Source organism: Streptomyces sp. HSS9-12 (genome assembly GCF_054963655.1).
The window spans coordinates 1-25573 of the sequence record NZ_JBUEGC010000044.1; the positions used below are offsets into that span (position 1 = coordinate 1).

Sequence of the window (25573 nt, forward strand, 5' to 3'; positions counted from 1 at the left end):
ACGCCGGCCTGAGCCTCTACCAGGTCGTCCGCGAGCTGCAGACCCTGCTCGCGATCTGGACCGGCGCCTGCCCCACCTGCCACCGCGACATACCCACCCCGGCACCGACCTGACCAAGCACTACTAGTGCTGTGACCGTATAGGTTCGCCGGGTTAATCAGGCTGCGGTTTGGAGGGGGCATCCGCCCCAGCGGATGCGCTTCTCGCTGCGGATGCGGGCGCGTTCCTTACGTTGGGCGGCGAGTACGTCGGGGTGTCGGGCGTTGGCGTTGCGCCAGCGCAGGTAGCGGTGCAGGGCTTGGGTCTGCGCGGGGTGGCTGCGGTGGTGGGAGTTGGCCAGGGTGACCTGCCGCAGCGGGCCGAAGTGGGCCTCGATCGGGTTGGCCCAGGAGGCGTAGGTCGGGGTGAAGCACAGCTCGACCTTGTTCTTCTTCGCCCAGCGGCGGATGTCCGCGCCGGTGTGGGCGGAGAGGTTGTCCAAGATGATGTAGATCGAGGCGCCGTCGGGTTGGGCGGCGCGGATCGACTTCAGCGCGGCAAGGCTGTTAGCGGTGCCCTTGCGGCGGCGGTTGACGCCCCACAGGGTGTCGTCGCCGATGGCGTAGCAGCGTGGAAGTAGGTGACGCCGTGGGTGCGGCGGTGGGCCTGATCCCCAGGGGGCGAACTCGTCGAAGGCGAAGACCCGGTCCGGTAAGCGTTACAGCACCTGTTCGATCCGGTCGAGCTTGGCATCGCGCTTGGGGTCGGGGGACTCCTTCCATGTCTTGGTGCGCTGAAAGGTGATGCCACGACGCAGGAGCAAACGCCGTAAGGCTTCTCGGCCGATGCGGATGACGCGTCCGTGCACGCGGCGCAGGTAGGGGCGAGTTTGCGGATCGACCAGCGGGTGAAGGACTGGCCGAGCTTGGTGGAGCGGGTGGTGGCCGTCCGGATCACGAAGTCCTCGTCGTCATCGCTGAGCAGGCGGGGACGGCCTCCCGCCCATTGAGGGTCCAGGCAGGCAAGCCCGATCTCGTTGAACCGGTGGATCACCTCCCGCACCGTGTCCTCGTCGGCTTGGACGAGCTGGGCGATCACCGAAACCCAATTCCCGCCGGCGGACGCCAGCAGCATCATCGCCCGGCGATAGCGCACCGAACTGGTACTGCCCCGCCACACGATCTGCTGCAGCTTCTGCTCTTCCTGATCGGTCAGTCTGCGCACCCGCACAGGCTCGGCCACCACACCTCCAGCGGTCGGAACGGACGTCACCGCCCATCCAACCGCTCCAACCACCCTACCCGGCGAACCAATGCGGTCACAGCACTAGTTACCGGCACAACTGATCAAATTCCGAGCTCAACATTACAAAAAAAGTCAAGATCATGATCTTGACGGGCAAGACTTCGTATCTCTACGCTCTGCCTCGGCGGACTGGGGGCGCCTCACTCATTGAAGGGGTGTTTGTTGTGCGTCTCCAACTCCTTGCTGTTGTCACGGGCTTCGCGATTACGTTGGGGGTCCAGCCCCTGGCGGCGGCAGAAGCTACAAGACCAGCGCCACAGGCCACCACCGGCGGCGAGCCGGGCTCCGCTCAAGTTACTCACTTCCGAGCCAGCATGGGCTTTCGGACCAGTGAAGACCAGATGGTTAGGGCTGCCATCTCTCACAACGACAGCCGCCGCACGTTCGGTGTGGCGCTCACGGATGCCGAGTATCAGGAACTCGCTTTCCGACAGAAGGTGATTGCTGACGACGCGTCCCGTATCCGCTCGACCGTCACCGGAAAATTTGGTCCTGATGCACTGGCTGGGATCTGGATGGACAACCGCGGTGGCGGCAAGCTGACGGTTGCTGTCACGGGGCAGACCACGGCAGTCCGTGCTTCCTTGTCCCGTACTGTCAGCCACCCGGACCGCCTCGTTGTCCAGCGGTCACGCTGGTCAATCGCCGATCTCACCGATCTTGAGAAGCGAGTGGCAGCCCGCGCTGCCCAGGACAGCATCGCTGTATCGAGCATGGCACTCGACGAGCGCAGCAACGAGCTTCGGGTACTAGTAGCCGGCAACGTGGAAGCAACTCGAAGCTGGCTCTCCAACTGGTTGCCCTCGGATTCCCCGGTCAGCGTTGAGCAGGGCGATGCCGCCTTGGTTGGCACGCAGTACACGAACTCCCCCCCGTTCCGGGGCGGTCAGGCCATCTCCTCTAGCGACGGATACTCATGCACCTCCTCATTCGTCGCCCAGTCACTAGCCGGGTACTTCCTACTAACCGCAGGGCATTGCGGTCCCATAGATATGAATTGGTCTCAGGGCGCAAACTACGTAGGATGGGCGGACCGTATCGATACCTCCGCCAACGACGCCGAACGAATTGAAATATCCCCAGTCCAGGCGAGCAACGAGGTCGTCCTCTGGTACACGCCAACTATGCCCACCGAGCAGCGGTTGCGCACCATCACCTCAAGCCAGTCAGCGAGCGCAGACACTGTGGGACAGATCAGCTGCATCACCGGCCAAAACTTCGCTGATCTACGATGCGGAGAGATCCTGTCACGGTCACACTCCTTCTCAGGGACAACCTATTGGGGCGCCACAGTGTCCTACACAAACGGCCGTGAAGTCGACGCCGACTGTAACCCCGGCGACTCGGGAGGTCCCGCCCTTTATGGTAACCAGGCCCGAGGCATTGTCAGTCTCAAGATCACACGTGTCCCTGGCAACGACACCTGCGTCTACGTCCACATCTCTCACGCCCTCGCTGGCCTGGGCCTCGACAACGTCGTGACCACGCCAGGCCCGTACGGAATCATCTAGCCGGAGAATGGCGACAGTGAAGCGTATCGTCGTTCCGCTAGCGATCCTCGGTGTTGCGGTGTGCGGGGTTTGGCTATGGCTCGGATCGGAGAAAACCGTGCCACTGCACGCAGCGAGCCTGGCGCAGGACGGCCGTCACTTGACGATCGAATTCTTGGTCGGGGTCGACAATTGCGGTGCCACCAGCCGCGTGGAATGGAAAGAATCACAGCATGAGGTCCGAGTGACGGCGTTGATCAAGTCAAAGCATCGCCTAGGAACTACGACCTGCATGCCCATCGGAAAGATAGAAAAAGTAACTCACCGGCTGGCAAACCCGTTGGGCGGCCGCGCCGTCATCGATGGCTCGACCGACGCCGAAGTCTCGGTCAAGCCTCCCGGCAGCAGCGGCAGGTGAGACCTCACGTACGGCCCGCACCCGCGCGGTGCGGGCCGTACCCGCACTCCCACACTTCCGTGACAAGTCCTTCCTACTGACCTTGAATACGTGATGTCGTCGGGGGCTGAGCGCGGTCCTCGCCCATGACCTGCGGGTCAGCGTGCGCTCTGTACAACGGTGGCGAAAAGCCTGGAGGAAGGTGGTCCGCAGGTCCTGGCCTCGAAAGCCCGGCCTCACTACCGCTGCTGCGCGATGAGTTGTTCGGCGTCCTGGAGGCCGAGCTGGACAAGGGAGCTGTCGCGCACGGCTGGCCGGACCAGACCTACACCCTGGCGCTCAGGTAAGGGAGGAGCCAGTCTGTGTGAGTCGTGTCCAGCCCGCGTAGCTGTCGTAAGGCGTTGGTAGCGAGGGCATATCGATACACGTCTCGCCCCTCGACACGCCACCCATCAGCTGGAACTCCGGACTGCCAGCCAGCAAGGTATGCAGCCGGGTGTCGCTGGTGGGGGTATAGGCGATCTTGTCGAGCCGCTTGGCCTGCCAGCCGATCTCGCGTGCCGACAAGCTGTTCTGCTTGAGCACGGAGAATACATGCGACTCGACTGCCTCTGTGATGGTCGACTCCATTGCTGCCAGGGGGGCACTGTTCGATGCAGCCTGCCGCCAGATCTTGCGCGTCCAAAAGTTTCTTAGCTCAGCTGGCTTGGCCGGTTGGGGCAGCTGCCGCACCCAGTGAGGCCGGACCCGTTTGGCTTCGGACACAACTTCTTCGCACTCGACGTCGACTTCACTCCAAAGCCTGACCCAGTGTCGAGACGTCATTGCGGATATGACTCGGTCTCTCTGACGCTGGTCTTGATTGCGCAGGACCTCAAGCAGAGTGGCCGGCGGCGTGAGTACGGAGACGCCGCGGCTGAGGACCAAGCGCTCCAGAGCGAGCTTGCCGTCCTGTTCACCGAGATAGGACCAGATGTTGTTGTCCAGGATGAGCCTCATGCACAGATGATGTCGTGCCTGTGTGGTGCTCGCGCAAACCAGTGGAGTGAGGGCCATATCGACGGACATGGCGTGGTTGGGGCCGTCGCTGGTCGGGGTGACTTCAGCCCGCTGCTCCACGCCGACGTATCCGTCCTCCGTGCCGACGGTGCGCTGCTGGCCGATCACGAACCGCTGTCCTCTCCCTCCGGGCCGCTCTTCGAATTGAGACGACTGCACGGACCCTGCGGGGAGCCAGACAGGGAGCCACAGACTGCGACACGACGTGGCCCCATCTGGACGACTACGGACAACTGCGCCACCGCACCCAGGTGGCGTGGGCGTGCGTCGCAGGGCTCTCTGATGGCCTTCTTAGGATCACCTTAAGCGGACCATAAGGATGGCCAGTTCCCTGTCCCAGCAGCGGAATGCGCGATTCAGCGGGGTTAGCGTTCTCAACGACAGGAGGGGAACGACCCTGTCGGCGCTGTCTTCGGGGGGCTGCGCCGCCGGGTCGTACTCCCGTCATGCGGGCTCCACCCCCAACCCACCGTTCGAGGAGACTCGAGATGACCGCACGCCGCAGGGCCGCTGAAATCGCCGCCGTCGGTACCGCGCCGCTCGTGCTCACGGCACTGGCCGCCGGGCCCGCCGTCGCTCATGGCTCCATGACCGATCCGGCCAGCCGGGCGTCCGCCTGCTTCGCAGAGGGGCCGGAGCACCCGCGGTCGGCGGCGTGCAAGGCAGCTGTCGCGCTCGGCGGCACTCAGGCGCTGTACGACTGGAACGAGGTCAACATCGCGGGCGCCGCGGGGAAGCACAGACAGCTCATCCCCGACGGCAAGCTGTGCAGCGCCGGCCGGGACAAGTACAAGGGGCTCGATCTGCCCCGAGCCGACTGGCCGGCGCAGCAGATAACCGCGGGCGCCCACACCTTCCGCTACCAGGCCACCGCCCCGCACAAGGGCTCATTCGAGCTCTACATGACCAAGGACGGATACGACCCGTCCCGGCCGCTGAAGTGGTCGGACCTGGAGGCGGAGCCGTTCGCCAGGGTGACGAACCCGAAGCTGCAGGGCGGCGAGTACGTCTTCGAGGGCATCGTCCCGAACCGGTCCGGCCGCCAGCTGATCTACAGCATCTGGCAGCGCTCGGACAGCCCGGAAGCCTTCTACACCTGCTCCGACGTGGTGTTCGACAACAGCGACGGGAATGGCGCTGGGGGCTCCACCCTGGCTCCCACTCCGACCGTGTCCGTCCCGGGCGATGAGCAGACCTCGGACGGCTCCGACAACTCGACCGCGGGCCACGGCGGGGACGACGGCGCGGAGGCCACGCAGGACATGGCACAGGCGGTGGACACACAGGCCGCCAACCAGCCCGCGGTGAACGGCTCCGCCAACCCGGAACCCGACGACCAGCGCCTGGCCCAGACCGGCAAGGCCGACAGCACCACACCGCTGGCCCTCGGCGGCGCGAGCGTGCTCGCTCTGGGCGCGGCCGTACTGTTCGCCTCCACCCGGCGTAAGCCCGCCCGGCGTAAGGCTGCCCACGCCCGGAGCTGAGCGTCCACACACCCCGCTGCCCCTCTCTTCCTTCGAGGTCGAGAGGGGCGGCGGCACCATGGTGGAGCCCGCCTGGCCACGCGGTGAGGTTCAGAGCGCTGGAGGGAGTTGAGGGTCTGCCAGTGGCGCCGGGACAGCTCATGGCCGGCGAGAGTCTGGTCGAAGGTCGATGTGGTTCAGCTCTGGCAGCCGCAGCCGGCTGCGGCTTCAGCGGCGCTGACCGTGGTCGACGGGTCCTGCGCCTGCTCTTCCGGGGTGCAGCAGGCAGTGACGCCGCAGCCGGCATCCGCCGAGGCCGCGGTGCCGGCCGCGGCAGCCTCGGCGGCGCCGGGCTTGGTGGCGTGGACGATCGCGGAGTGCATGCCATTGGCGACCTGGTGGGTCGGGGTGATCTCAATACCGGTGAACCCGGCGGCTTCCAGGCCTTGGCGGTATTCGGTGAAGGACAGGGCGCCGGCGATGCAGCCGACGTAGTCACCACGCTCGGCCCGCTGCTCGGGGGTGAGGTTGTCGTCGGCGACGACGTCGGAGACGCCGATCCGGCCGCCGGGCTTCAGCACCCGAAAGGTTTCGGCGAACACGGCCGGCTTGTCGGTGGACAGGTTGATCACACAGTTGGAGATCACGACGTCGATGGTGTTCGCGGGCAGCGGGATGGCCTCGATGGTGCCCTTGAGGAACTCGACATTCGTGGCGCCCGCCTTCTCGGCGTTGGCCACAGCGAGGGCGAGCATCTCCTCGGTCATGTCCAGGCCGTACGCCTTCCCGGTCGGGCCGACACGGCGGGCGGACAGCAGGACGTCGATACCGCCACCGGAGCCGAGGTCCAGGACGCGCTCGCCTTCGTGGAGGTCGGCGACGGCGGTGGGGTTGCCGCAGCCGAGGGAGGCGGCGACTGCCTCGGCGGGCAGTTCGTCACGCTCGTCGGCCGCGTACAGGGTGGAGCCGAAGTTCTCATCGACCCCGACCGCCCGCGGGCCGCAACATCCGTCTCCGCCCTCGGCAGCCTGGACGGCTGCGGCGGCGTAGCGTCGACGGACAGTCTCGCGCAAGTCGGTGGACTGCTCGCTCATGACTCACTCCTCGATAACTAAGCCCGGCAGCCCTCTCCGAGCGGCCTGTATTGACGTTCGTTGATACAAGCTTGCGCCTTGGATCGAAGAACGTCAACATAGAGACATGTCGAAGCAAGAACTTGAGGTACTCGGCCGGGCCGGCGCCTGCTGCGAGGGGCTGGCCTCCGCGCCGCTGGACGAGGAGCAGGCCGCCGGCCTGGCGAAGGCGTTCAAGGCACTGGGCGACCCGGTGCGGCTGCGGCTGCTGTCGATGATCGCCTCCCGGGACGGCGGCGAAGTCTGCGTGTGCGAGCTGACGCCCGCCTTCGAGCTGTCCCAGCCGACGATCTCCCACCACCTCAAGCTGCTGCGGCAGGCCGGTCTCATCGACTGCGAACGCCGCGGGACCTGGGTCTATTACTGGGTGCTGCCCGCCGCCCTGGACCGACTGGCGGCCGTTTTGCGGGTCCCGCAGACCGTCGGAGCGACCGCGTGACCGCCCCGCTGGGTCGCCGTGCCGCCGCCGAAGCGGTCGGGACCGCCGCCCTGGTCGCCGTAGTGGTCGGATCCGGCATCCAGGCCACCGAGCTGTCCCGGGACATCGGCGTGCAACTGCTGGCCAACTCGCTCGCCACCGTCTTCGGCCTGGGCGTGCTGATCACCCTGCTCGGCCCCGTCTCCGGCGCCCACTTCAACCCCGTCGTCTCCCTCGCGGCCCATCTCACCGGCCGCCGTAGTGGCGATGGCCTGACCCTGCGCGAAGTGGCCGCGTACACGGCCGCCCAGACCATCGGCGCTATCGGCGGTGCCGTACTGGCCAACGCGATGTTCGCCGAACCGCTGGTGAAGTGGTCCACCCATGACCGCTTCGCCGGTCACCTGTGGCTGGGTGAGGTCATAGCGACCGCCGGACTCACCTTGCTGATCTTCGGCCTGACCCGCACCGGCCGCACCCACCTCGCCCCGGCCGCGGTGGCGTCCTTCATCGGCGCCGCCTACTGGTTCACGTCCTCAACGTCGTTCGCCAACCCGGCGGTGACCGTCGGCCGCGCCTTCACCGACACCTTCGCCGGAATCGCTCCCGCCTCCGTCGCGCCGTTCATCGCCGCCCAACTCACCGGTGCCGCCATCGGCCTCGGCCTGGTCGCGTTGCTGTTCGGCCGTCCGGTACCCACCGATGGTGACGTCGTCGTCCCACGCGACGAGTCCGAACTCGCCGCCTCCCCCGCCCCCTGAACCACCCACTCCAGGAAGAGACCGCCATGAGCAATGCCGCCCCGCGTCCGTCCGTGCTGTTCGTCTGCGTGCACAACGCGGGCCGCTCGCAGATGGCCGCCGCTTTCCTCACCCACCTCGCCGGCGACCGCGTCGAGGTCCGCTCCGCCGGATCCGCCCCCGCCGGCACGGTCAACCCGGCCGTGGTCGAGGCGATGAAGGAAGTCGGCATCGACATCTCCGCCGAGACCCCGAAGGTGCTGACCGTAGAGGCGGTGCAGGCGTCCGACGTGGTGATCACCATGGGCTGCGGCGATACTTGCCCTGTCTTCCCCGGCAAGCGGTACCTCGACTGGAAGCTCGAGGACCCCGCGGGCCAGTGCGTCGACGCGGTCCGACCGATCCGCGACGAGATCGAGCAGCGCGTCCGCACACTGATCGACGAGATCGCATAGCCGTCGCCCTCCTGAGCGTCGCCCCGTCAGCCATGGGCACCTGCCGATCCTGCGGAGCGAAAAGGCAGCCCCGGCTGCGAGGGCGCTCGCGGCCGGGGCTGCGGGGGGGGCTGTCGAGGTGTCAGCTGCCGACGGATGCGCAGGTCGTCGGTGTGGCGTGCTCGGGGTCGAGGGCGTTGGCGGTCTCATGGAAGGCGATCCGGTCCAGCACCCCGATCGCCACGTGCTCCGACAGGTCGATGGGGCACAGGTCCTGGAGCAGGACGTTGTGTACGTCCGGCCCGGACAGGAACTGCGACTCGTACGGCGTGACGACCTGGTCGTACCGGGTCGCGATCACCGTGTAGCTGACGCCGGGGACGGTGTCGCCGCCCTCGTTGAGCCGCTTCATGAACTCCGAACCCGCCACCTGGTCACTGAGCCCCGGGGCAGTGCCCTGGATCGCGTCCGCCGCGCCCGGGAAGTAGTCGAGGAGCCGGGTGAGGCCGTTCAGGGTGGTGCCGTGGTTGTCGGGGGCCAGGCCGACCAGGGTGTGCACCTTGGCTGCGCCGCCGAGGAACTTGAGGTAGTGGCGCGGCATCATGCCGCCCTGGGAGTGCCCGACGATGTCGACCTCGTCCGAGCCGGTGGCCGCGAGTACGCGGTCGACGTAGTCGGAGAGCTGGCGCGCCGAGTCCGCGACGGGGCCGAGGCCGTAGAAGACCGGCACGCCGCGCAGTTGCCCGTAGTCGAGGGAGAAGACGCAGTAGCCGCGGTGAACCAGGTAGGGGGCAAGGCCGAGCCAGTTGTCGATGGCGTTGCCGAGGGTGCCGTGCACGAGTACGACAGGGTGGGGGTGTGCGGTGGACGGCCGGCAGGAGTAGTCGTTCCAGCCGCTGGTGGTGGGGGTCGCGGCTTGCGCGGCGGTGGGTGCGGCCGTCAGACCGGCCGTCAGAAGAAGAGCAGGCAGGAGCCTTCGCCCACGCTTCCAGGGCAGCTTCATGTGATCTCCTTGTGGGGGCTAACGGGCGGTGGGTGGACGCCCGTTCAGGATGTGATCCGGATCACATGAGAGCTGTGCTCATGTCAAGTTACGCTCTAGTAGAAAAGGGTGACCAGTCATACGACGGTAAAGAAATTGACACATGCCCTTTACGCGACGTCCAGGTCCGAACCCGGGACCGAGCCCAGGGCCGCCGCGGGACGCACCGCGGCCACGCCGAACCGGGCACGGGCCCGGTCCGCGGCGGCCTCCAGGCGCCGGACCCTGTCGTCGCTGGGGTCGAACAGCAGCTGCCGCGTGGCCCGTTCGGCGTCCGTCAGGTCCTCGGCGCGCAGCGACAGGGCGCGGACCCGGGCCCGCTGCAGGGCGAGTGCCGTATGCAGCGCGTATGCCACGGCGGTCAGTTCCGGGCCGTGGGCGGTTGGTTCGGGCAGGGCACGGGTGCGGGTGGTCGTGGAGCGGTCGGCGTAGCGGACGGTCAGGGTGAGCCCCCGGGCCACCAGGCCCTCCGTCCGCAGCCTTACACCGATCCCATGGGCGAGGGTGAGCAGCGCCCGGCGCCGCCGGTCCGGGTCCAACTCGTCGCCGCCGAAGCGGTGCTCGGCGCTGAGGGAGCGGGCGGGGGCGTTCGGGGTGACGGGGGTCGGGTCGACCCCGCGCGCCCGCTCGTGGATGCGCCGCCCGGCGCTCGCACCGAGGATGCGCTGCAGGGCCGCGGGCGGCGCGGCCGCGATCCGGCCGACGCTGTCCAGGCCGTACGCGTCCAGCGTGCGGGCCGTCGCCGGCCCGACGCCGTGCAGTGCGGCGGCGGGCTTGGGCGCGAGGAACTCGGCGACGGTGTCGGGGTCGTCGGGGACGGTACGGATCGCGCCGAGCGTCGCCGCCGGACCGTCCTGTGCGGCCATCCGGGCAAGCAACGGGTTGGCTGCGACGCCGATGGTGCAGTCGACGCCGTAGCGGGCCAGCGCCCGGACGCGTACAAGGGCGGCGATCCCGGCCGCGTCCCGGCGGAAGTAGCGCAGCGCGCCGCGGACGTCGGCGAGCGCGGCGTCGGGTGGGAGGGCTTCGATCACGGGGGTGAACTCGGCGAGGAGGCCGAGGAGTTCCCCGTACGTATCGGCCCCGAGCGCCCGCCGCCCGTGAAACCGCACATACAACACGCCGGCCTCGCGCCGCCCCGTCGCGGGTGCGACGGATGCGGCGGGCACCGCCGCCGTACCCGCGGCCGGAGCGGCCGGATCGCGCAGGGTTGCGGATTCACGACCGGCCGCCGCCGACGTCACCTGGCCTCGGCGCTTCGCGCCGGATGTTTTCTCCAGCCGGCCCACCCCCTCTTCAAGGGGTGGGCAGGCGGGAAGATACACGCCGCAGGCGCGGGGCCGGCCGTCAGAGACCGAGGCCGCAGCCGTCAACCGGGCTTCGGCGGGGCGAGCGGGCCTTGGCCTCCCGGGGTGACGGGCCGTCACCGGCCGGCGCTGCCGGGGCTGGAGTGCCACAGCTTGCGGCCCGTGGCAGCGCCCTCGCCCGCCGGTCGGAGGTCCGCCCAGGGGTGCATCTCGTACCCGGTCGGCATCTGGATACGACGGCCGTCGTCGGCCGAGGACTCGGCGTCTGCCGTCTCGTCGCCGCCCGCGAGCCGAGCAGCGACCGCTTCCAGGCCGCCTTCCCGCCGCAGTTCGGCCAGATCGGCGAGGTTCCACGCGGCCGCGCCGACCACACTGAGGCTGCGCGGCCCGCGCCGCTGGACCGTGCCGCGGATGAGCAGCAGCCAGGAGTGGAAGACCGTGTGCGCGCACGCCTCGTGGCTGTCGTCGAAGAAGGCGCAGTCGACCAGGCCCGTACCGTCGTCGAGGGTCGTGAAGATGACCCGGCGGCCGGAGCGGACCGGGGGCGTCTGCGTGGCGGCCTTGGCGCCGGCGACCAGCACCGTCTCCCCATGCCGGGCATCGGCCAGCCGCTTCGCCGGAGTCACGCCCAGCTCCTCCATGAAGGCATAGTGATCGGCCATCAGGTGCCGGGAGGTGTCCATGCCCAGCACGCCGAGCTCCGCGCCAAGGCGCTCGGCCGCGTCGAGGTCGGGCAGCCCGACGGGCTCCGCGACGGCGTTCGCCCCGGACGCGGCGTCCAGCGGGAGCTGTCCCGCGTGGGCTCCTCGCCGCCCGGCGCCCCGCTGCTGCCGGTGCAGTTCGGCGATGTGCAGCAACAGGTCACGACGGTTGCCGCCGAAGGCGTCCAACGCGCCGACCTGCGCCAGCCGTTCGGCGATCGGCCGCGCCGGTCGCGCCCGCTGCCACAGGTCCGGGAGCGAGGCGTACGGCTGCCCGTCCACGATCCGCGCCGTCTCCGCCTCGCTGATGCCGTGCACTTCGGACAGGGCGAGCCGAATGCCCCACTTCTCCCCGGACGGGGCATCATCGCCAGACACCAGTTCGATTCGATAGGCGGCCGCCGACCGGTTGACGTCCAACGGCAGGATGGGCACCCCGCGCCGCCGCGCGTCCGCCAGCAGCAGTCGCTTCGGGTACATCCCGGGGTCATGGGTGAGCAACCCGGCGTAGAAGGCGGCCGGATGATGGGCCTTCAGCCAGGCCGACTGATACGTCGGTACGGCGAAGGCGACGGCATGCGCCTTGCAGAAGCCGTACGAACCGAAAGCCTCGACGATCTCCCAGGTACGCGCCAGCACCTCAGGTTCGTAGCCCCGCTTGGTCGCCTCCTCCCAGAACCAGGCCCGTACCCGCCCCTGCCGCTCGGAGTCCGACAGCGCGCGCCGCGCCTCGTCCGCGAGCCCCCGGCCGCAGCCGGTCATGATCGAGAGAATCTCGATGATCTGCTCGTGGAAGACGACGACGCCGTACGTCTCGCGCAGCACCTCCTCCAGGTCCGGGTGCGGATACCGCGGCGCCTTCCGCCCGTGCCGCGCCTCGATGAACGGCCGCACCATGTCGGCGGCGACCGGCCCCGGCCGGAAGAGTGAGATGTCGACGACCAGGTCGTGGAAGGTGCTGGGCTGCAGCCGTCCGAGCAGGTCGCGCTGGCCCGGCGACTCGATCTGGAAGCAGCCGAGCGTCTCGGTCGACCGGATGAGGTCGTACGTCGCGGGGTCGCCCGGCGCGACGCACGCCGGGTCGTCCAGATCCAGCCGCTGGCCCGGTCCCAGCACAGCCCGCCCGATCTCCGCCACCGCGTGGGCCATCGCGGACTGCATCCGCACCCCGAGGACATCGAGCTTGAGCAGCCCCAGCTCCTCGACGTCATCCTTGTCGAACTGCGACATCGGGAAGCCGTCGCCACTGGTGACGACGGGCGTACGGGCGTGCAGCGAGGCGTCGGACAGCAGCACCCCGCACGGGTGCATGGCGATGCCGCGCGGCAGGGCGTCCAGCGCCTCCACCAGCTCCCACAGCCTGCCGCGGTGCTCCTGTTCGGCGGCGACCGCGCGCAGCTCGGGCAGTTCGGCGAGCGCCGCCCGCGCGTCACGGGCGCGGATGTGCGGGAACGCCTTGGCGAGCCGGTCGACCTCGGCCGGGTCCATGCCCAGGGCCGCGCCCACGTCCCGTACGGCGTGTCGTACGCGGTAGGTCTCCGGCATGGAGACGGTCGCGACCCGCTCCGCCCCGAAGCGGTCGAAGATCGCGCGGTAGACGTCGAGCCTTCGCGCCGATTCGACGTCGATGTCGATGTCGGGCAGCACGCGCCGCTCCCGGGACAGGAAGCGCTCCATCAGCAGGTTGTGCTCCACGGGGTCGGCGTGTGCGATGCCGAGCAGGTGGTTCACCAGGGAACCGGCGCCGGAGCCCCGGGCGGTGACCCGGATGCCGAGCGCGCGGGTGTCGTCGACGACCTGGGCGACGGTGAGGAAGTACGAGGCGAAGCCGTGGTACGCGATGATGTCCAGCTCCTCCTCCAGCCGCTCCCAGCGCTCCCGCTCGCGGTCGTAGCCGCGCAGCACCATGGCGGCGGCGCAGCGGGACCGCAGGGTCCGGTCGGCGGTGCGCCGTCCCGCGCCCACCAGGTGCGGTTCGGGGAAGTGCACGCTGCCGAGCCCGAGGTCGTCCTCGGGGTCGACCAGGCACTCGGCGGCGGTCCGCTGGGTCTCCTCCAGCAGGCGGTGCGCGGCATCGCGCCGCCACCCGGCGGCCTCCGCGATGCGCCCGGCGATCCGCGCCATGTCCCGCGCGCCCTTGAGCCAGCGCTCTCCGCTGTCGAGGGCTTCGGGCTTGCGGGGGTCGATCGGCACCAGACGGCGGGCGGCGTCCAGCACATCGGCGACGGGGCCCTGGCCGGGGTCCGCGTAGCGCACGGCGTTGGTCAGGACGGCCCGTACGCCCTGCTCAGCGGCGAAGCCGACGGTACGGGCGGCCAGCCGCAGCGAGCCGGGGCCGGTGCCCCGGCGCCCGTGGTACACGGCCTCCAGCCGCAGCGCGTCGCCGTACAGCTCCCGCCAGGGGACGAGGAACCGGGCGGCCCGGTCGGGGCGGCCGGCGGCCAGCGCCCGGCCGATCTCGGAGTCGGGGCCGAGCAGTACGGTCAGCCCGCTGTCGGCGGACTTCTCCAGGTCCGACCAGTTCAGGACGGGGCGCTCGGCGTCCGGGTCGGCGTGGGCGGCCGAAATCAGTGCGCACAGCGCGGCCCAGCCGGCGGCGCCGTCCCGGGCGAGGAAGACCGTACGGGGCGCGGACTCGTCGATGAACGCCCCGCCGCGCACCGGCGTACGCCTGCGTATCGCGCTACGGCTCTCCTCGTCCGGCAGGCGGTCGGCCACGGCCAGGCCGGTGCCGAACAGCGGCCGTACGCCTGCCTTCGCGCAGGCCTGGGCGAACCGGACCGCACCGGCGAGGGTGTCCCGGTCGGCCAGTGTGATCGCGTCCATGCCGCGCTCGGCGGCGCGCGCGGCAAGCACCTCCGGGTGCGTGGCCCCGTACCGCATGGAGAACCCGGAGACGGTGTGCAGATGCGTGAACCCAGACATCCGCACCTCCTACCGCTCGGCCCCCAGAACCATTGTTCGCCACTTCCACGATAGACGATTTTCGAACGCACGTACGAATCACTTGCCGGCGCTCCCACCTGCGCCGACAGGCGGCGGCCCGCCGCGAGCGGAAGCAGATTTGCGGGAACGGCGGCCGGGACTACCGGTGCTCCGCGCCGGGTACTCGCGACAGCCGGCCGCACCGCTGCCCACTGGTTGCGTACGGAACGGGACCCGGCCGTGCCCACGGCCCTCGACCCCCGGATATGAGCCTGACGGAGTAATCGCGACGACGTTTTCCGGTCGAGGTGGCGCGGCCGGCGAGGCCGCCAGAGGCAGCATGTACGCAGGTCAGCAAGATGTTCGGGGTTGAACGAGGGGGATTTTGTCCACATGCTGGACACGCCGCCAACGGCCGCTACACCCGCCGCGAGCTGCCCGGATGCACAATCAGCCAGCAGGGTGTCGCTGTGCGCGACCGAATGCAGTCGCCCGACATGCGTTCACCGTTCGCATGCGCAAGACTCCCGTTCGGTATCTGCAGTCCCGAGCTAAGGAGCGTTCGATATGCGGTACACCCTGGGGGCGTTGGGCGCCGCCGCCCTGCTGGCCCTCGGCTGCGCGGCGGGAACCACCGGCGTCGCACACGCCGACTCCGACGACCAGCCGCGCCGGCTGTACGCCCCGTCAGCCCTGGTCCTGACCATCGGGAAGGGCGAGAAGGCGGAGACCGCCGCGATCCAGCGGGCCGTACTGCTGAGCTGCGCCCCGAAGCCCAGCGGCACCCACCCGGCCGCCGCCAAGGCCTGTGCGGAACTGCGCGGGGTCAACGGCGAGTTCCAGCAGCTCGCGGAGGAGGACAGCCCGGGACGCCTGTGCACCCGGATCTGGGACCCGGTCATCGTCACCGCGGACGGCGTATGGGAAGGGCACAGAGTGTCCTGGTCCCACACCTTCGGCAACCGGTGCCTGATGGAGGGAGGAGCCCGGGGGACCGTCTTCTCCTTCTGAGGTCCAGCCGATTGCGAGGTCCAGCGCAGACCACCGCGGCACCGCTGAGCCGCACCCTTGGCACGGCCCCCGGACACCGCCGTGGTGTCCGGGGGCCGGCCTGGGAGTGAAGGCGTCGTCAGCCGATCTGGGCGCCGAACGCCTGCAGGGCCTCCGGCACGGGCTGGAAGAAGGTCGTACCGCCCGAGCTGCAGTCACCGCTGCCGCCCGAGGTCAGACCGAGCGCGGTGTCGCCCGCGAAGAGAGCGCCGCCGCTGTCGCCCGGCTCGGCGCACACGGTGGTCTTGATGAGGCCCTCGACCGAGCCCTCCTGGTAGTTGACGGTCTCGTTGAGGCCGGTGACCTCACCGCCTTGCACCTGGGTGGTGCTGCCGCTGCGCTGGACCCGCTGGCCGACGGTCGCCTCGCCGGCCTTGGTGATCTGCTGCGAGCTGCCGTTGTAGAGGTCCACCGCGCTGGGGTGGTCCACATCGGCGGTGTACTTCACGAGTGCGAAGTCGTTACCCGGGAAGTCGGACTTCGCCATGGTCCCGATCGCGGGGCCGCCGGCGGACTCGGACCACTTGCTCCCGGCCTTCCCGCAGTGGCCGGCGGTGATGAAGCCGGGCTGTCCGCCCACGGTGACGTTGAAGCCCAGGGAGCAGCGCCCGCCGCCGGAGTGGATGGCGTCGCCGCCCGCGACGAAGGGCTTGAACTCACCGGCGGTCCGCTCCACCGTGGCCTTGCTCCCGAGGCTGTCGACCACCTTGGTGAGCTGCGCGAGCTTGGCGCCCCGGACGGTGCGGTCCGCTGTCACCACAACCTTGTTCGTTCGGGGGTCGACGGACCAGGAGGTGCCCGGGATGGTGGCCCTGTCCACGAGCGTCTTGCGGGCCGAGTCCAGCTCGGCGAGCGAGTTCTGGACGATTCTGGCCTCGGCGCCCTGGGCCCGGACGTCCTCGGCGGCACTCTTGTTCAGGACGTTGAAGACGAGCTTCCTGGCCTTGGCGTCGTAGTACGAACCGGCCGCATCGGCGCCGAGGTCCGATGCGAGGGTGGAGGCCAGCTTTCCGGCCGCCGCCGTCGACAGGGTCTGCACGGTGGGGGCGGGGGCGGGGGACGCGTTGGCGTACGACAGGGTCAGCGCCGCGACGGCGAGGGCCGTCACTCCCGCTCCTGCCATCGCCGCGCGCCGCTTGGTGATCCGTCGGTGCTTCAACTCGAGACCTCTCAGTGGGGGGTGGGGCCCTGTCAGGGAAGAGCAGCGGCCCAGAGGACATACGTCCGGCAACAGCGCACCCCGAGCTGGGGTCGCGTTCATGCCAATTGGCGATCGAGTATTCCGACGGCACCTGGGCGCGTACAAGGTCAAGTTCAGGTCTGGCGCACGACCGTTCCCATGCGCTCTGGGCTGGGACATGAAAAAGGCCGCGCACGTCAATCCGTGCGCGGCCACAGAGCGGAATTGATCAGTCAGCAGTGGGTGAGGACTATACCTGTCTGGTAATCGCCGGTTCCGCCTCGGACTCCGACGGCCCGGACACCGCCGTCGCCCCGGGCGGCGGGCCTGCGGGGCGACGGACGACGGGCTGCGGACCACTAATGCTGCCGTTCGGCCCCGGAAGCCCCCGGGGCCACGGTGACGGCAGGGGAGGCAGTCTCAGGAGAAGCTGTCACCGCCTCCGGCCCGGGCCGGTGCCACCGGTTCGCCGGCCGGCGCCGCCGGCTCCTCGGCCTCCGACGGCCGGGCCTGCTCGCCATGCGGCGGGACCTCAAGCTCCGGATGCCGCTCCAGGAAGTGCAGCAGCTCCACCGGGATGGGCAGGACGAGCGTGGAGTTCCGCTCGGCGGCCACGCCCATCACCGTCTGCAGCAGCCGCAGTTGCAGCGCCCCCGGGGTGCCGGCCATCTGCTTGGCGGCGTCGGCCAGCTTCTTCGAAGCCTGGTACTCCGCGTCGGCATTGATGACCCGGGCGCGCCGCTCCCGGTCGGCCTCCGCCTGCCGGGCCATCGAGCGCTTCATGGTCTCCGGCAGCGACACGTCCTTGATCTCGACCCGGTCCACGGAAATTCCCCAGCCGAGGGCCGGGCTGTCGAGCATGAGCTCCAGGCCCTGGTTGAGCTTCTCCCGGTTGGAGAGCAGATCGTCCAGCTCGCTCTTGCCGATGATCGAGCGCAGCGATGTCTGGGCCATCTGCGAGACCGCGAAGCGGTAGTCCTCGACCCGCACGATCGCATCGGCGGCGTCCACGACCTTGAAGTAGACGACGGCGTCGACCCGTACGGTGACGTTGTCACGGGTGATGCCCTCCTGGGCCGGGACCGGCATCGTGACGATCTGCATGTTCACCTTGTGGAGCCGGTCCACCATCGGGATGATCATGGTGAATCCGGGTTCCCGTACGTGGGGCAACAGCCGCCCGAGCCGGAGGACCACGCCCCGCTCGTACTGCTTGATCACCCGGGCCGCGGCCATCATGTACACGGCGCCGCAGGAAAGGACTGCCACCCCTGCTGTCACGAGCTCTCCGACCATCACGGCCACCTGCCGTCCATATCGCGAGCGATGCCCTGTCTTGGTCTCGATCTCCACGATAGCCCCGCCCGGATCCGGTGGGGAGGCCCGCCGGCCAGGTCCCCGGAGGGCTCCTCCGGGGCATGGGCGAGCCCCCGCCGCATGCATCGACGGGGGCTCGTCGGCTGCCGGCCGCCGAACCGAGGGACCCGGATCAGCCGGCGGATATCAAGCGGATCAGTACACGCTCACGCCGTACGCGCTCAGTGCCTCGGTGACGGGCTGGAAGAAGGTCGTACCACCGGAGGTGCAGTCACCGCTGCCGCCGGAGGTCAGGCCGAGCGCCTTGGTGCCGGAGTACAGCGAGCCGCCGCTGTCGCCGGGCTCGGCGCAGATGTTGGTGCGGATCATGCCGTAGACGATGTCACCGCCGCCGTAGTTGACGGTGTAGTTCAGGCCGGTGACGGTGCCGCAGTGGATGCCGGTGGTGCTGCCGCGGCGGCAGGCGGACTGGTTGACGGTGGGGTCGCCCGCGCTGGTGATGTCCTGGCTGCCGACGGTGCCCGGGTGGCTGATCGAGGTGTTGCTGTACTGGACGATGCCGTAGTCGTTGACGGGGAAGCTGGAGCCCACGGTCGGGCCGAGGACGGTGGTGTGGGCGGAGTTGGCGTACCAGGTGCCGGCGCCGTCGGTGCAGTGCCCTGCCGTGAGGAAGTAGTAGGTAGTGCCGCTGCGGACGTTGAAGCCGAGCGAGCAGCGCCAGCTGCTGGCGTAGATGGCGTCGCCCCCGGAGATGAGCTTGCGGAGCTTGCCGGGAATGCGCTCGACCCGGATCGCGCCGGCGTTGGTGCCGGCCCGCTTCTTGATGCTCGCGATCTTGGCGCTGGAGACGGTGCTGTCGGCTGCGACGACGAGCTTGTTGCTCTTGGCGTCGATGTGCCAGGCGGTGCCTGGCACATTGGCGGCGCGAACGGCGTCGTTCACCGCGGAGAGCTGTGCCGCGCTGTAGGTGGGTGCGGGAGGCTCGGCGTTGGCCGCTGGTACTGCCAGTGCCGTAAGGGCGACGAGGCCGGAGATCACGGCGGTCAGCCGGATACGTCTCGCCACGCTGCTGTGGGGGGAGTTGCGCCTGATCCTCACTACTTCCTCCAGAGGGGAATTGGGGGTCCACTTGGGTGGGCGGGCCCGTGAGGCGCAGCCAGGGCCTGTTCCGGATATCGGACTCGTCGTGACCCTGACAAGCGCTGTGGGGAGTATTCGGCCGCCACGCCCTGGCCCGCAAGGGCGTTTTCCGGCCGTGATCCTTGACGGATGAGCATCAGGCCATCAGCGGGCTTGCGGCTTCCGCTGCTGTCCACGGGCGTCCCCGGAGTGTCCGGAATCAGCCCCTCCGGAGTGTGGCGAGCCGAAGGCAGCCCCCGCCGGCTGGAGGCTGTGGGGACGAGTCGGTGAGGGACGGCGGACGTACGGCGCCGAGACCGTCTCGGTACGCCGTACATCCCACCCCTTCCGCTACCGCTGCGCGTTATCGCCCATATCGCCCCTTTCCGTCAGTGCGCTTACCTTTTCATACGGGCAGGGCGAGCCCGAGGTGATCGCGGAGAGTCGCGCCGTTGTACTCCGTTCGGAAGGCGCCGCGCTCCTGCAGCGGGGGCCCCACGCGGTCAACGAACTCGTCCAGGCCGCCGGGAGAGCCAGGTGGGGTACGAGAAGGAAGGCGTCGGCCGCAGGGCGGCACACCGACTGCTCGTACACAGAGTTCGGACAGGCGCCAGGCAGCCGCCGGCACGCGATGTCGCTCCTCCCAACTGGTCGATTGCAGCGGCAATTTCGGGTTCCAGGGCCACGGCCGGCTCGCCGCTGCGGATGCCCCTTCGGCGAGCGACGGGCCGGACGTCCGGGCGCTCCACGACGCCGGCGCTGACGGCCCACGACGCCGGCGCCGACGGGCCCGCGACGGCGGCTCCGACCCCGCTCGGGGATCGAGAAGTCGCCAGGTCAGCCCGCCGGAGCTGAAGTAGCCCCCGTTCACCCGTACGACCGCCGCGTCACCCGTCCGGCGCCCAGCGCTCGGCTGTCACTCCGTCAGCAGGCCAACTGCCTTGGAACTCTGATTCCCCGCCATCCGTTGTGCACCAGTACCGTCACGAAACCCCTGTCCTTGGGCTATTCGCTTGGCGCATCATCCGCATCATGGACGACCATAGGGGGGCGGGCAGCACGGAGCGCGCGAGAGGAGGCGTCCATGGGATCGGTGCGGAAGGCGAGTGCCTGGCTGGGCCTCGTCGATGACAACGATGACGACCGCTACTACGACGACGACTACGCCGAGGAGCCCGAGACCGGCGACGCCTGGGTCACCGACCCCCGTGTGCGGGTGGCGGACGAGGCCGCGCAGCAGGAGGGCCGCCGGATCGCCACCATCACCCCGGACGGTTTCCATGACGCGCGCGGGATCGGCGAGCTGTTCCGCGAGGGCGTCCCGGTGATCGTCAACCTCACCACGATGGACCCCTCCGACGCCAAGCGCGTGGTGGACTTCGCGGCCGGGCTGACCTTCGGGCTGCGCGGTTCCATCGAGCGGGTCGCCACCCGGGTCTTTCTGCTCACGCCCGCGGAGTACCACATCCTGGCCGGCGACGCCGCGCGTCGTTCGAACGACGGGTTCTTCAACCAGAGCTGAGGCCGTCCGGCAGGTCATCCCGCCGGTCCCCCCGTCACCGACTCGTGTCTCCTCTTCGCTCCGGTCAGCCGGAGGACTCCGCGCCCACCCGGGCGCGATCGCGATTCTGTGCCTGCGAGTCGGGGGCGGTGGCCTGGGGGCCAACCAGACAGCGGCGCACCGGCCCCGCCGACGCCGCTGGTGCGGCCGGCGTGTCCGCGGCGTGTGTGTGCTCGCCACATTCCATTTCCCGTGGCAGCCGCAGCGCCGCAACCGCGCCGAGCAGCAGCAGAACGGCGCTTACCGCGAGGGTGACGTGCAGCCCGTGGACGAAGGAGTCGCGGGCTGCGGCGCGCAGGGCGGCCCCCGCCGGGCCGCCGAGCTGCCGCGCCACCTCGTACGCCTCGCCGAGCGAATGCCCCGCGGCCGTGCGCTCCGCGCTCGGCACCCCCGGCACCGACGACACGCCCGGGCTGTAGGCCGCGTTCATGACGCTGCCGAGCAGGGCGATACCGATGCCCGCACCGAGCTGGTACGACGTCTCGCCGATGGCGGCGGCACCACCGGCCTGGTCGGCGGGGGCTTCGCTGAGCATCGACTCGTACGCGCCGAACAGCGTGGTCTCCAAGCCGAACCCGAGCAAAATGAGCGCCGTGGTGAGCACACCCGGCCGGTCGTGCTGGCCCATGAGGATCAGCACGAGCACGGCACCGGCGGTGAGCGCGAACCCGAACGCGACCATGACGCGCGGGCCCAGCAGATGGAGCATCCGCGAGCCGGCGAGTCCGGCGGCCATCGCGGCGAAGGTGAGCGGCACCATGCGCAGCCCGGTCTCCAGCGGGGAGAACCCAAGGACGAGCTGCAGGTACTGGGTGGCGATCAGCTGGAGCCCGACGAGGGCGAGCATCGCCAGAACGATGCAGCCGACGGAGGTGCCGAAGGCGGGCCGGGAGAACATCGCGAGGTCGACGAGGGGATGCCGGCGGCCGCGCTGGCGCCGCACGAACAGCACCAGCAGGACGGCTCCGAGAAGCAACGGGCCGAGGGTGGCGAGGGCCAGCAGTGATCCGCCGCCCGCCCGCTTGACCCCGAGCACCACGCCGAAGAGCCCGAAGGCGGCCATCAGCGCGCCGAGGACGTCCCACGGGCCGTCGCGGTCCCCGGTGGACTCGGGCAGCAGCCAGCGGCCGACGGGCAGACAGACCGCCATCAGCGGGATGTTGACCAGGAAGACCGAGCCCCACCAGAAGTGCTCGAGGAGGAAGCCGCCCAGCAGCGGGCCGACCGCGGCACCGACCGCGGCGACGGCGCTCCAGATGCCGATGGCCAGGGCCCGTTCGCGGCGGTCGGGGAAGACCTGGCGGAGGATCGACAGCGTCGCCGGCATGATCATCGCGCCGCCGACGCCGAGCAGGGCGCGGGCCACGATGAGGACGTGCGGTCCACTGGAGAAGGCGGCGAGGGCCGACGCCGCGGCGAAGATGCCGTAGCCGAGCAGCAGGATCCGGCGTCTGCCGACCCGGTCACCGAGGGTGCCGAAAAGGATGAGGAGGGACGCGGCGACGAGTGGATAGGCGTCGACGATCCACAGCAGTTCTATCGCGCCGGGGCGCAGGTCCTCGGTGACGGCGGGGACCGCCACATGCAGCACGGTCGCGTCGAGCGCGACAAGCAGCAGGCTGACACACAGGACCACGAGCACGGTCCAGCGGCTCGCACCGCTGCCAACCGTGCCGCGCCGATACCGATGCCGGGGAACGTCCGCCGCCCGTCCTGTACGGGGCGTGGTCGTTCCGGACATGTACGTACCTCCCAGTGTTGCGCTCGCGTCCGGCAGGCCCGGCCAGGGACGGTGGTCCCGGCGGCCTGTCATCCGAAGGCGAGTGAAACGTCAGCGTACGCGACCCCTGACGAGTGTCGCGTGCCTCTGCTCATCTTTGTCAACGACCGCGCGTGGTCTTCGCCACGTATATTCGGGTGAATCGCCACGGAGGGCAACTTTCCCGTCGACGCACTGTGATCATCCGCGCCGTGGCACGGTCGGGCATGCCGTGCCCGTGATCTCCCTGTGATAGGAAGACGCAGGTCACCACCTTGATCATGATTGGGTGCGGACACTGCCCGCGAGGACGGGCGAGGATACCGGGCTCCCCTGGCCGAAACTCGGACGAGGAATTCACCGCCACCGGCCGGTGAACCGCCCCGGCGGGCTCGCAAAGATATCCCCGCAAAAACTCCCGAGGAAATTCATCGCGAGGCCACTCGGGTTTTGCCGGAAGGACCGCCATAATGCGTCCGGTGAGACCCACTCCACATCACATCGTCATCACGAACCCGGAGGTTCGACCGGGCGCGCCGCTCACCCCCTGTAACGTCGATTGAGTGCGTACCGACCGAATCGTCGCTCGTCTGGCGCAAGAGCCGGAGCGACCAGGGAACCGCGTAATCCCGCGGATGAGCCGAACACGCAAGGCGTTGTTCGGCTTCGCCGTTGCGTTCTACGCGGCCATTGTCGTGGCCGTACTTGTACGGACTGACCTCGTTCGTCTGGACTGGCAGGTAATGCTCTTCCAGCCGTACAAGCAGTGGCCGGACATCCACGCCTTCCTCGACTACTTCGTGGTGCTGGGACAGCGCGGTCCGACCGCGGTGCTGGTGGCCGCCTGGCTGGGCTGGCGCTCCTGGCGGCAGCGCACCCTGCGCCCGCTGCTGGCGCTGGGTGTCGCCCTGCTGCTGCTCAACGTCACGGTGGGCTCGGTGAAGTACGGGCTCGGCAGGCTGGGCCCGCACTACGCGACACAGGTCGGCTCGCCCGAGATGTTCGCCGGCGGCGACATATTTCCCTCGGGGCACACCGCGAACGCCGTGGTGACCTGGGGCATTCTGGCCTATCTCGCCACCACCCCGAGCGCCCGGCGGTGGCTGTCCGTCGGCTCCGCGCTCCTCGCGCTGGGCGTCGGTGCGACCACCGTCTACCTCGGCACGCACTGGGTGAGCGATGTGGTGCTCGGCTGGACCGCGGGGCTGCTGATCCTGCTGGCACTGCCGTGGTTCGAGCCCCTCATCGCCCGGGCCGAGGAGCGGATCCTCGCCGCCCGGGAGTGGTTCCGGGAGCGCCGCGGGCTCGCCTCCGTACCGCTGTCACCCGCCGCCGGGCCCGCATCCGCCCACCCGCACACCAGCGCTCTGGAGAGCCCTAGAGAGGCGATCGAAGATGTGCCCGCGGCGCTGGAGCCGGTGGGAGCGGGCAGCGGGCGCACCGCCGCCGCGTCCCCGGCCACCTGGAACGCCGAGGCCGCACGGCCGCACCACCACCCGGCCAGGCCGCACACCGCCCGGTCCGAACGCTCTCCCGTCACTCCGACCGGCAGTCGGCGGCCGCCATACCCGGACCGTACGCCGCACGTGGACCGCACGGCGCGCACGGCACCGCTCGGCCCCGCCGCCGCCCACCGCGGGCGGGCCGGCGGCTGAGCCTCTGCCGACGGCGGGGACGGTACGCACAGCTTCTCCCGCACACCATGACGGCCCCGGTCGCTCCCGCTCGAGCGCCGGGGCCGTCGCCGTACGACCGGCCCGTACGGCTCGCTGCCGGCCCTGCCGTCAGCCTTTCCAGCAGCGGACGACCTTGCCGTCCTTCACCGCCAGGTTGATGCGGCCCTCCAGGTACTCCATGGTGATGATCGCGTCCGGCGGAAGCGTGCGGACCGTGGACCAGCCGCGCTGCCTGGCGCGCTCCTCGGCCTGAGCGGCGTCGAGTCCGACGTAGGCCTCACAGTCGTCGTCCGCGGGGTTCGGGGGGTTCGAGGTGTCGTTCATGAACGCCACGGTAGGGCCTTGCGTACTCCGAGGAGGCACGCCCTGGCGACCGCACGATCTACGGAACGTCACACTTGTGTCACAAGCGATCCGGCCGAGTGACCCCCGATTGCCGTCACTCGTACGGGCATTTCTGCTGCCCGCAGAAGTACCGCAGAAAACTGAGTTCTTGGTCTCTGACGCGCTCTCGGATTCTCCCGGGGAATTCCGAACCGCGGCAGCATACAAGCCATTTCGGCAGTGCCTTTTGAGACATTGAGTTTGCCGTTGTCTGCACGTGGTACGCCAGGACAGAGGCAACCAATGGCAGACACGTCAGAAAATCCCAACAAGAGAGCTGTGGACGGCAGTCCGGCGGTGCTGGACGTGCTGCGCACGGCGGGGGCCCAGCTCGCCGAGCTGACCGGCCTGCGCCCGGAGACCGTCACCCGGTTCGAGCGAACCGAGGATGGCTGGCTCCTGGAGGCAGAGGTCCTCGAACTCGCCCGCATCCCGGACACGATGAGCCTGATGGCGTCGTACCGGATCACCACCTGCCGCTGGCACCAGTCCGCGGTGAGCATCGCCGATGTGGACCTGGTGCGCATCGATCTGCGAGCACTCATCAGCGCGGTGAACGAGAACGTGCCGTCGCCGTGGGCGCAGGGAGAGAGGTGACCGCCGCATGACGGACCGAGGGTCGCGCGGAACCGGCCGGATCGAGCTGGACCGCGAGAGCGTCGAGCGCGACCTGATGCGCCTGGTGCTGACCGTGGTGGAGCTGCTGCGCCAGCTCATGGAGCGCCAGGCGCTGCGGCGTGTCGACCAGGGCGATCTGACGGAGGACCAGGAGGAGCGGATCGGGCTGACTCTGATGCTGCTCTCTGAGCGGATGGCGGAGCTGCGCGAGCGGTACGGGCTGGGGCCGGAGGACCTCAACCTCGACCTGGGCCCCCTCGGCCCGCTGCTGCCGCGGGACAAGTGCCGCGTCAGCCAGGGTTTGCCCGATAGCGAGGTGACCCGGTGCGGTCAGCTACGAGGCGCCGGATCGGCCTCGTAGTGGGGCCGACTCGGTCGATCGGGCAACGCAGCCGATGGCCGTGCCAGGGCGGCGAGCGAGGCAAACCTTGGCTGCCGCGGGACTAGCGGGGCCCGCCTTCGCCCCTGCCCCTCGGGCCCTGGAGAAGAGGCGAGACCCGCCTGGCTGAAGACGCA

20 protein-coding genes and 4 pseudogenes are annotated in these 25573 nt (G+C 69.5%); 12 read left to right on the plus strand and 12 right to left on the minus strand.

The window, feature by feature from the left end:
• Positions 1-157: 157 nt before the first annotated feature.
• Positions 158-1221: pseudogene (locus ACY34J_RS21750) on the minus strand (IS630 family transposase).
• A gap of 227 nt (positions 1222-1448) precedes the next feature.
• Between ACY34J_RS21750 and ACY34J_RS21755 the strand changes: the two are divergent.
• From ACY34J_RS21755 to ACY34J_RS21765, 3 genes and pseudogenes are all read left to right on the plus strand, one after another.
• Entirely contained in the window at positions 1449-2795 is a 1347-nt protein-coding gene (locus tag ACY34J_RS21755) for a S1 family peptidase (RefSeq protein WP_462728191.1), read from the plus strand.
• A 16-nt stretch (positions 2796-2811) separates the two neighbouring features.
• Positions 2812-3192 (plus strand): hypothetical protein, encoded by a 381-nt coding sequence (locus ACY34J_RS21760; RefSeq protein ID WP_462728192.1) that lies wholly within the window; start codon positions 2812-2814, stop codon positions 3190-3192.
• Positions 3193-3301: 109 nt separating this feature from the next.
• Positions 3302-3509 (plus strand): annotated as a pseudogene (locus tag ACY34J_RS21765) (IS630 family transposase); the annotation flags it as partial.
• A gap of 1 nt (position 3510) precedes the next feature.
• On the opposite strand, the gene ACY34J_RS21770 reads toward ACY34J_RS21765, so the two are convergent.
• Positions 3511-4338, minus strand: a complete 828-nt coding sequence (locus tag ACY34J_RS21770) for a hypothetical protein (RefSeq protein ID WP_462728193.1) — start codon at positions 4336-4338, stop codon at positions 3511-3513.
• A gap of 380 nt (positions 4339-4718) precedes the next feature.
• On the opposite strand from ACY34J_RS21770, the gene ACY34J_RS21775 reads away from it, so the two are divergent.
• Entirely contained in the window at positions 4719-5714 is a 996-nt protein-coding gene (locus ACY34J_RS21775) for a lytic polysaccharide monooxygenase auxiliary activity family 9 protein (RefSeq protein WP_462728194.1), read from the plus strand.
• 176 nt (positions 5715-5890) lie between these two features.
• Here ACY34J_RS21775 and arsM read toward each other — a convergent pair whose 3' ends face one another.
• Positions 5891-6787, minus strand: coding sequence for an arsenite methyltransferase (gene arsM, locus ACY34J_RS21780; protein WP_462728195.1), 897 nt, complete (start codon positions 6785-6787; stop codon positions 5891-5893).
• A gap of 106 nt (positions 6788-6893) precedes the next feature.
• Here arsM and ACY34J_RS21785 point away from each other — a divergent pair, with 106 nt between their 5' ends.
• The 3 genes from ACY34J_RS21785 to ACY34J_RS21795 are packed head-to-tail and all read left to right on the plus strand — an operon-like array spanning position 6894 to position 8439.
• On the plus strand, positions 6894-7265 hold the full coding sequence (locus ACY34J_RS21785; protein ID WP_462728196.1) for an ArsR/SmtB family transcription factor: 372 nt from the start codon (positions 6894-6896) through the stop codon (positions 7263-7265).
• Positions 7262-8005, plus strand: a complete 744-nt coding sequence (locus ACY34J_RS21790) for an aquaporin (RefSeq protein ID WP_462728197.1) — start codon at positions 7262-7264, stop codon at positions 8003-8005. Before ACY34J_RS21785 ends, ACY34J_RS21790 begins: the two co-directional genes overlap by 4 nt.
• A gap of 26 nt (positions 8006-8031) precedes the next feature.
• A complete protein-coding gene (locus ACY34J_RS21795) occupies positions 8032-8439 on the plus strand; it encodes an arsenate reductase ArsC (RefSeq protein ID WP_462728198.1) in 408 nt (135 codons plus the stop codon).
• Between the two features lie 121 nt (positions 8440-8560).
• Here ACY34J_RS21795 and ACY34J_RS21800 read toward each other — a convergent pair whose 3' ends face one another.
• The 3 genes from ACY34J_RS21800 to ACY34J_RS21810 form a co-directional block, all read right to left on the minus strand.
• On the minus strand, positions 8561-9421 hold the full coding sequence (locus tag ACY34J_RS21800; RefSeq protein WP_462728199.1) for an esterase/lipase family protein: 861 nt from the start codon (positions 9419-9421) through the stop codon (positions 8561-8563).
• A gap of 149 nt (positions 9422-9570) precedes the next feature.
• Complete coding sequence (locus ACY34J_RS21805) at positions 9571-10629, minus strand: DNA polymerase Y family protein (protein ID WP_462761971.1); 1059 nt, start codon at positions 10627-10629, stop codon at positions 9571-9573.
• A 254-nt stretch (positions 10630-10883) separates the two neighbouring features.
• Complete coding sequence (locus ACY34J_RS21810; RefSeq protein WP_462728200.1) at positions 10884-14393, minus strand: DNA polymerase III subunit alpha; 3510 nt, start codon at positions 14391-14393, stop codon at positions 10884-10886.
• 567 nt (positions 14394-14960) lie between these two features.
• Between ACY34J_RS21810 and ACY34J_RS21815 the strand changes: the two genes are divergently transcribed.
• Positions 14961-15404, plus strand: coding sequence for a subtilase-type protease inhibitor (locus ACY34J_RS21815; RefSeq protein ID WP_462728201.1), 444 nt, complete (start codon positions 14961-14963; stop codon positions 15402-15404).
• A 118-nt stretch (positions 15405-15522) separates the two neighbouring features.
• Here ACY34J_RS21815 and ACY34J_RS21820 read toward each other — a convergent pair whose 3' ends face one another.
• The 4 genes and pseudogenes from ACY34J_RS21820 to ACY34J_RS21835 form a co-directional block, all read right to left on the minus strand.
• A complete protein-coding gene (locus ACY34J_RS21820; RefSeq protein WP_462728202.1) occupies positions 15523-16602 on the minus strand; it encodes a S1 family peptidase in 1080 nt (359 codons plus the stop codon).
• A gap of 441 nt (positions 16603-17043) precedes the next feature.
• Positions 17044-17919, minus strand: a complete 876-nt coding sequence (locus ACY34J_RS21825; RefSeq protein WP_462728203.1) for a slipin family protein — start codon at positions 17917-17919, stop codon at positions 17044-17046.
• Between the two features lie 216 nt (positions 17920-18135).
• Positions 18136-19038 (minus strand): S1 family peptidase, encoded by a 903-nt coding sequence (locus tag ACY34J_RS21830; protein ID WP_462728204.1) that lies wholly within the window; start codon positions 19036-19038, stop codon positions 18136-18138.
• Between the two features lie 427 nt (positions 19039-19465).
• Positions 19466-19626 (minus strand): annotated as a pseudogene (locus ACY34J_RS21835) (F420-dependent methylene-tetrahydromethanopterin reductase); the annotation flags it as partial.
• Between the two features lie 517 nt (positions 19627-20143).
• On the opposite strand from ACY34J_RS21835, the gene ACY34J_RS21840 reads away from it, so the two are divergent.
• Positions 20144-20581 carry a cell division protein SepF gene (locus tag ACY34J_RS21840; protein ID WP_462728205.1) on the plus strand — a complete coding sequence of 146 codons (438 nt, stop codon included), beginning with the start codon at positions 20144-20146 and terminating at the stop codon, positions 20579-20581.
• A 64-nt stretch (positions 20582-20645) separates the two neighbouring features.
• Here the strand turns inward: ACY34J_RS21840 and ACY34J_RS21845 are convergent, their stop codons facing one another.
• Positions 20646-22361, minus strand: a complete 1716-nt coding sequence (locus ACY34J_RS21845) for an MFS transporter (protein ID WP_462728206.1) — start codon at positions 22359-22361, stop codon at positions 20646-20648.
• A 653-nt stretch (positions 22362-23014) separates the two neighbouring features.
• Between ACY34J_RS21845 and ACY34J_RS21850 the strand changes: the two genes are divergently transcribed.
• Complete coding sequence (locus tag ACY34J_RS21850) at positions 23015-24034, plus strand: phosphatase PAP2 family protein (RefSeq protein ID WP_462728207.1); 1020 nt, start codon at positions 23015-23017, stop codon at positions 24032-24034.
• Between the two features lie 129 nt (positions 24035-24163).
• Here ACY34J_RS21850 and ACY34J_RS21855 read toward each other — a convergent pair whose 3' ends face one another.
• Complete coding sequence (locus tag ACY34J_RS21855; RefSeq protein WP_462728208.1) at positions 24164-24379, minus strand: I78 family peptidase inhibitor; 216 nt, start codon at positions 24377-24379, stop codon at positions 24164-24166.
• A 303-nt stretch (positions 24380-24682) separates the two neighbouring features.
• Here ACY34J_RS21855 and gvpO point away from each other — a divergent pair, with 303 nt between their 5' ends.
• Positions 24683-25036, plus strand: coding sequence for a gas vesicle protein GvpO (gene gvpO / locus ACY34J_RS21860; RefSeq protein WP_462728209.1), 354 nt, complete (start codon positions 24683-24685; stop codon positions 25034-25036).
• 7 nt (positions 25037-25043) lie between these two features.
• Positions 25044-25337, plus strand: a pseudogene (locus ACY34J_RS21865) (gas vesicle protein K); the annotation flags it as partial.
• Positions 25338-25573 lie beyond the last annotated feature (236 nt).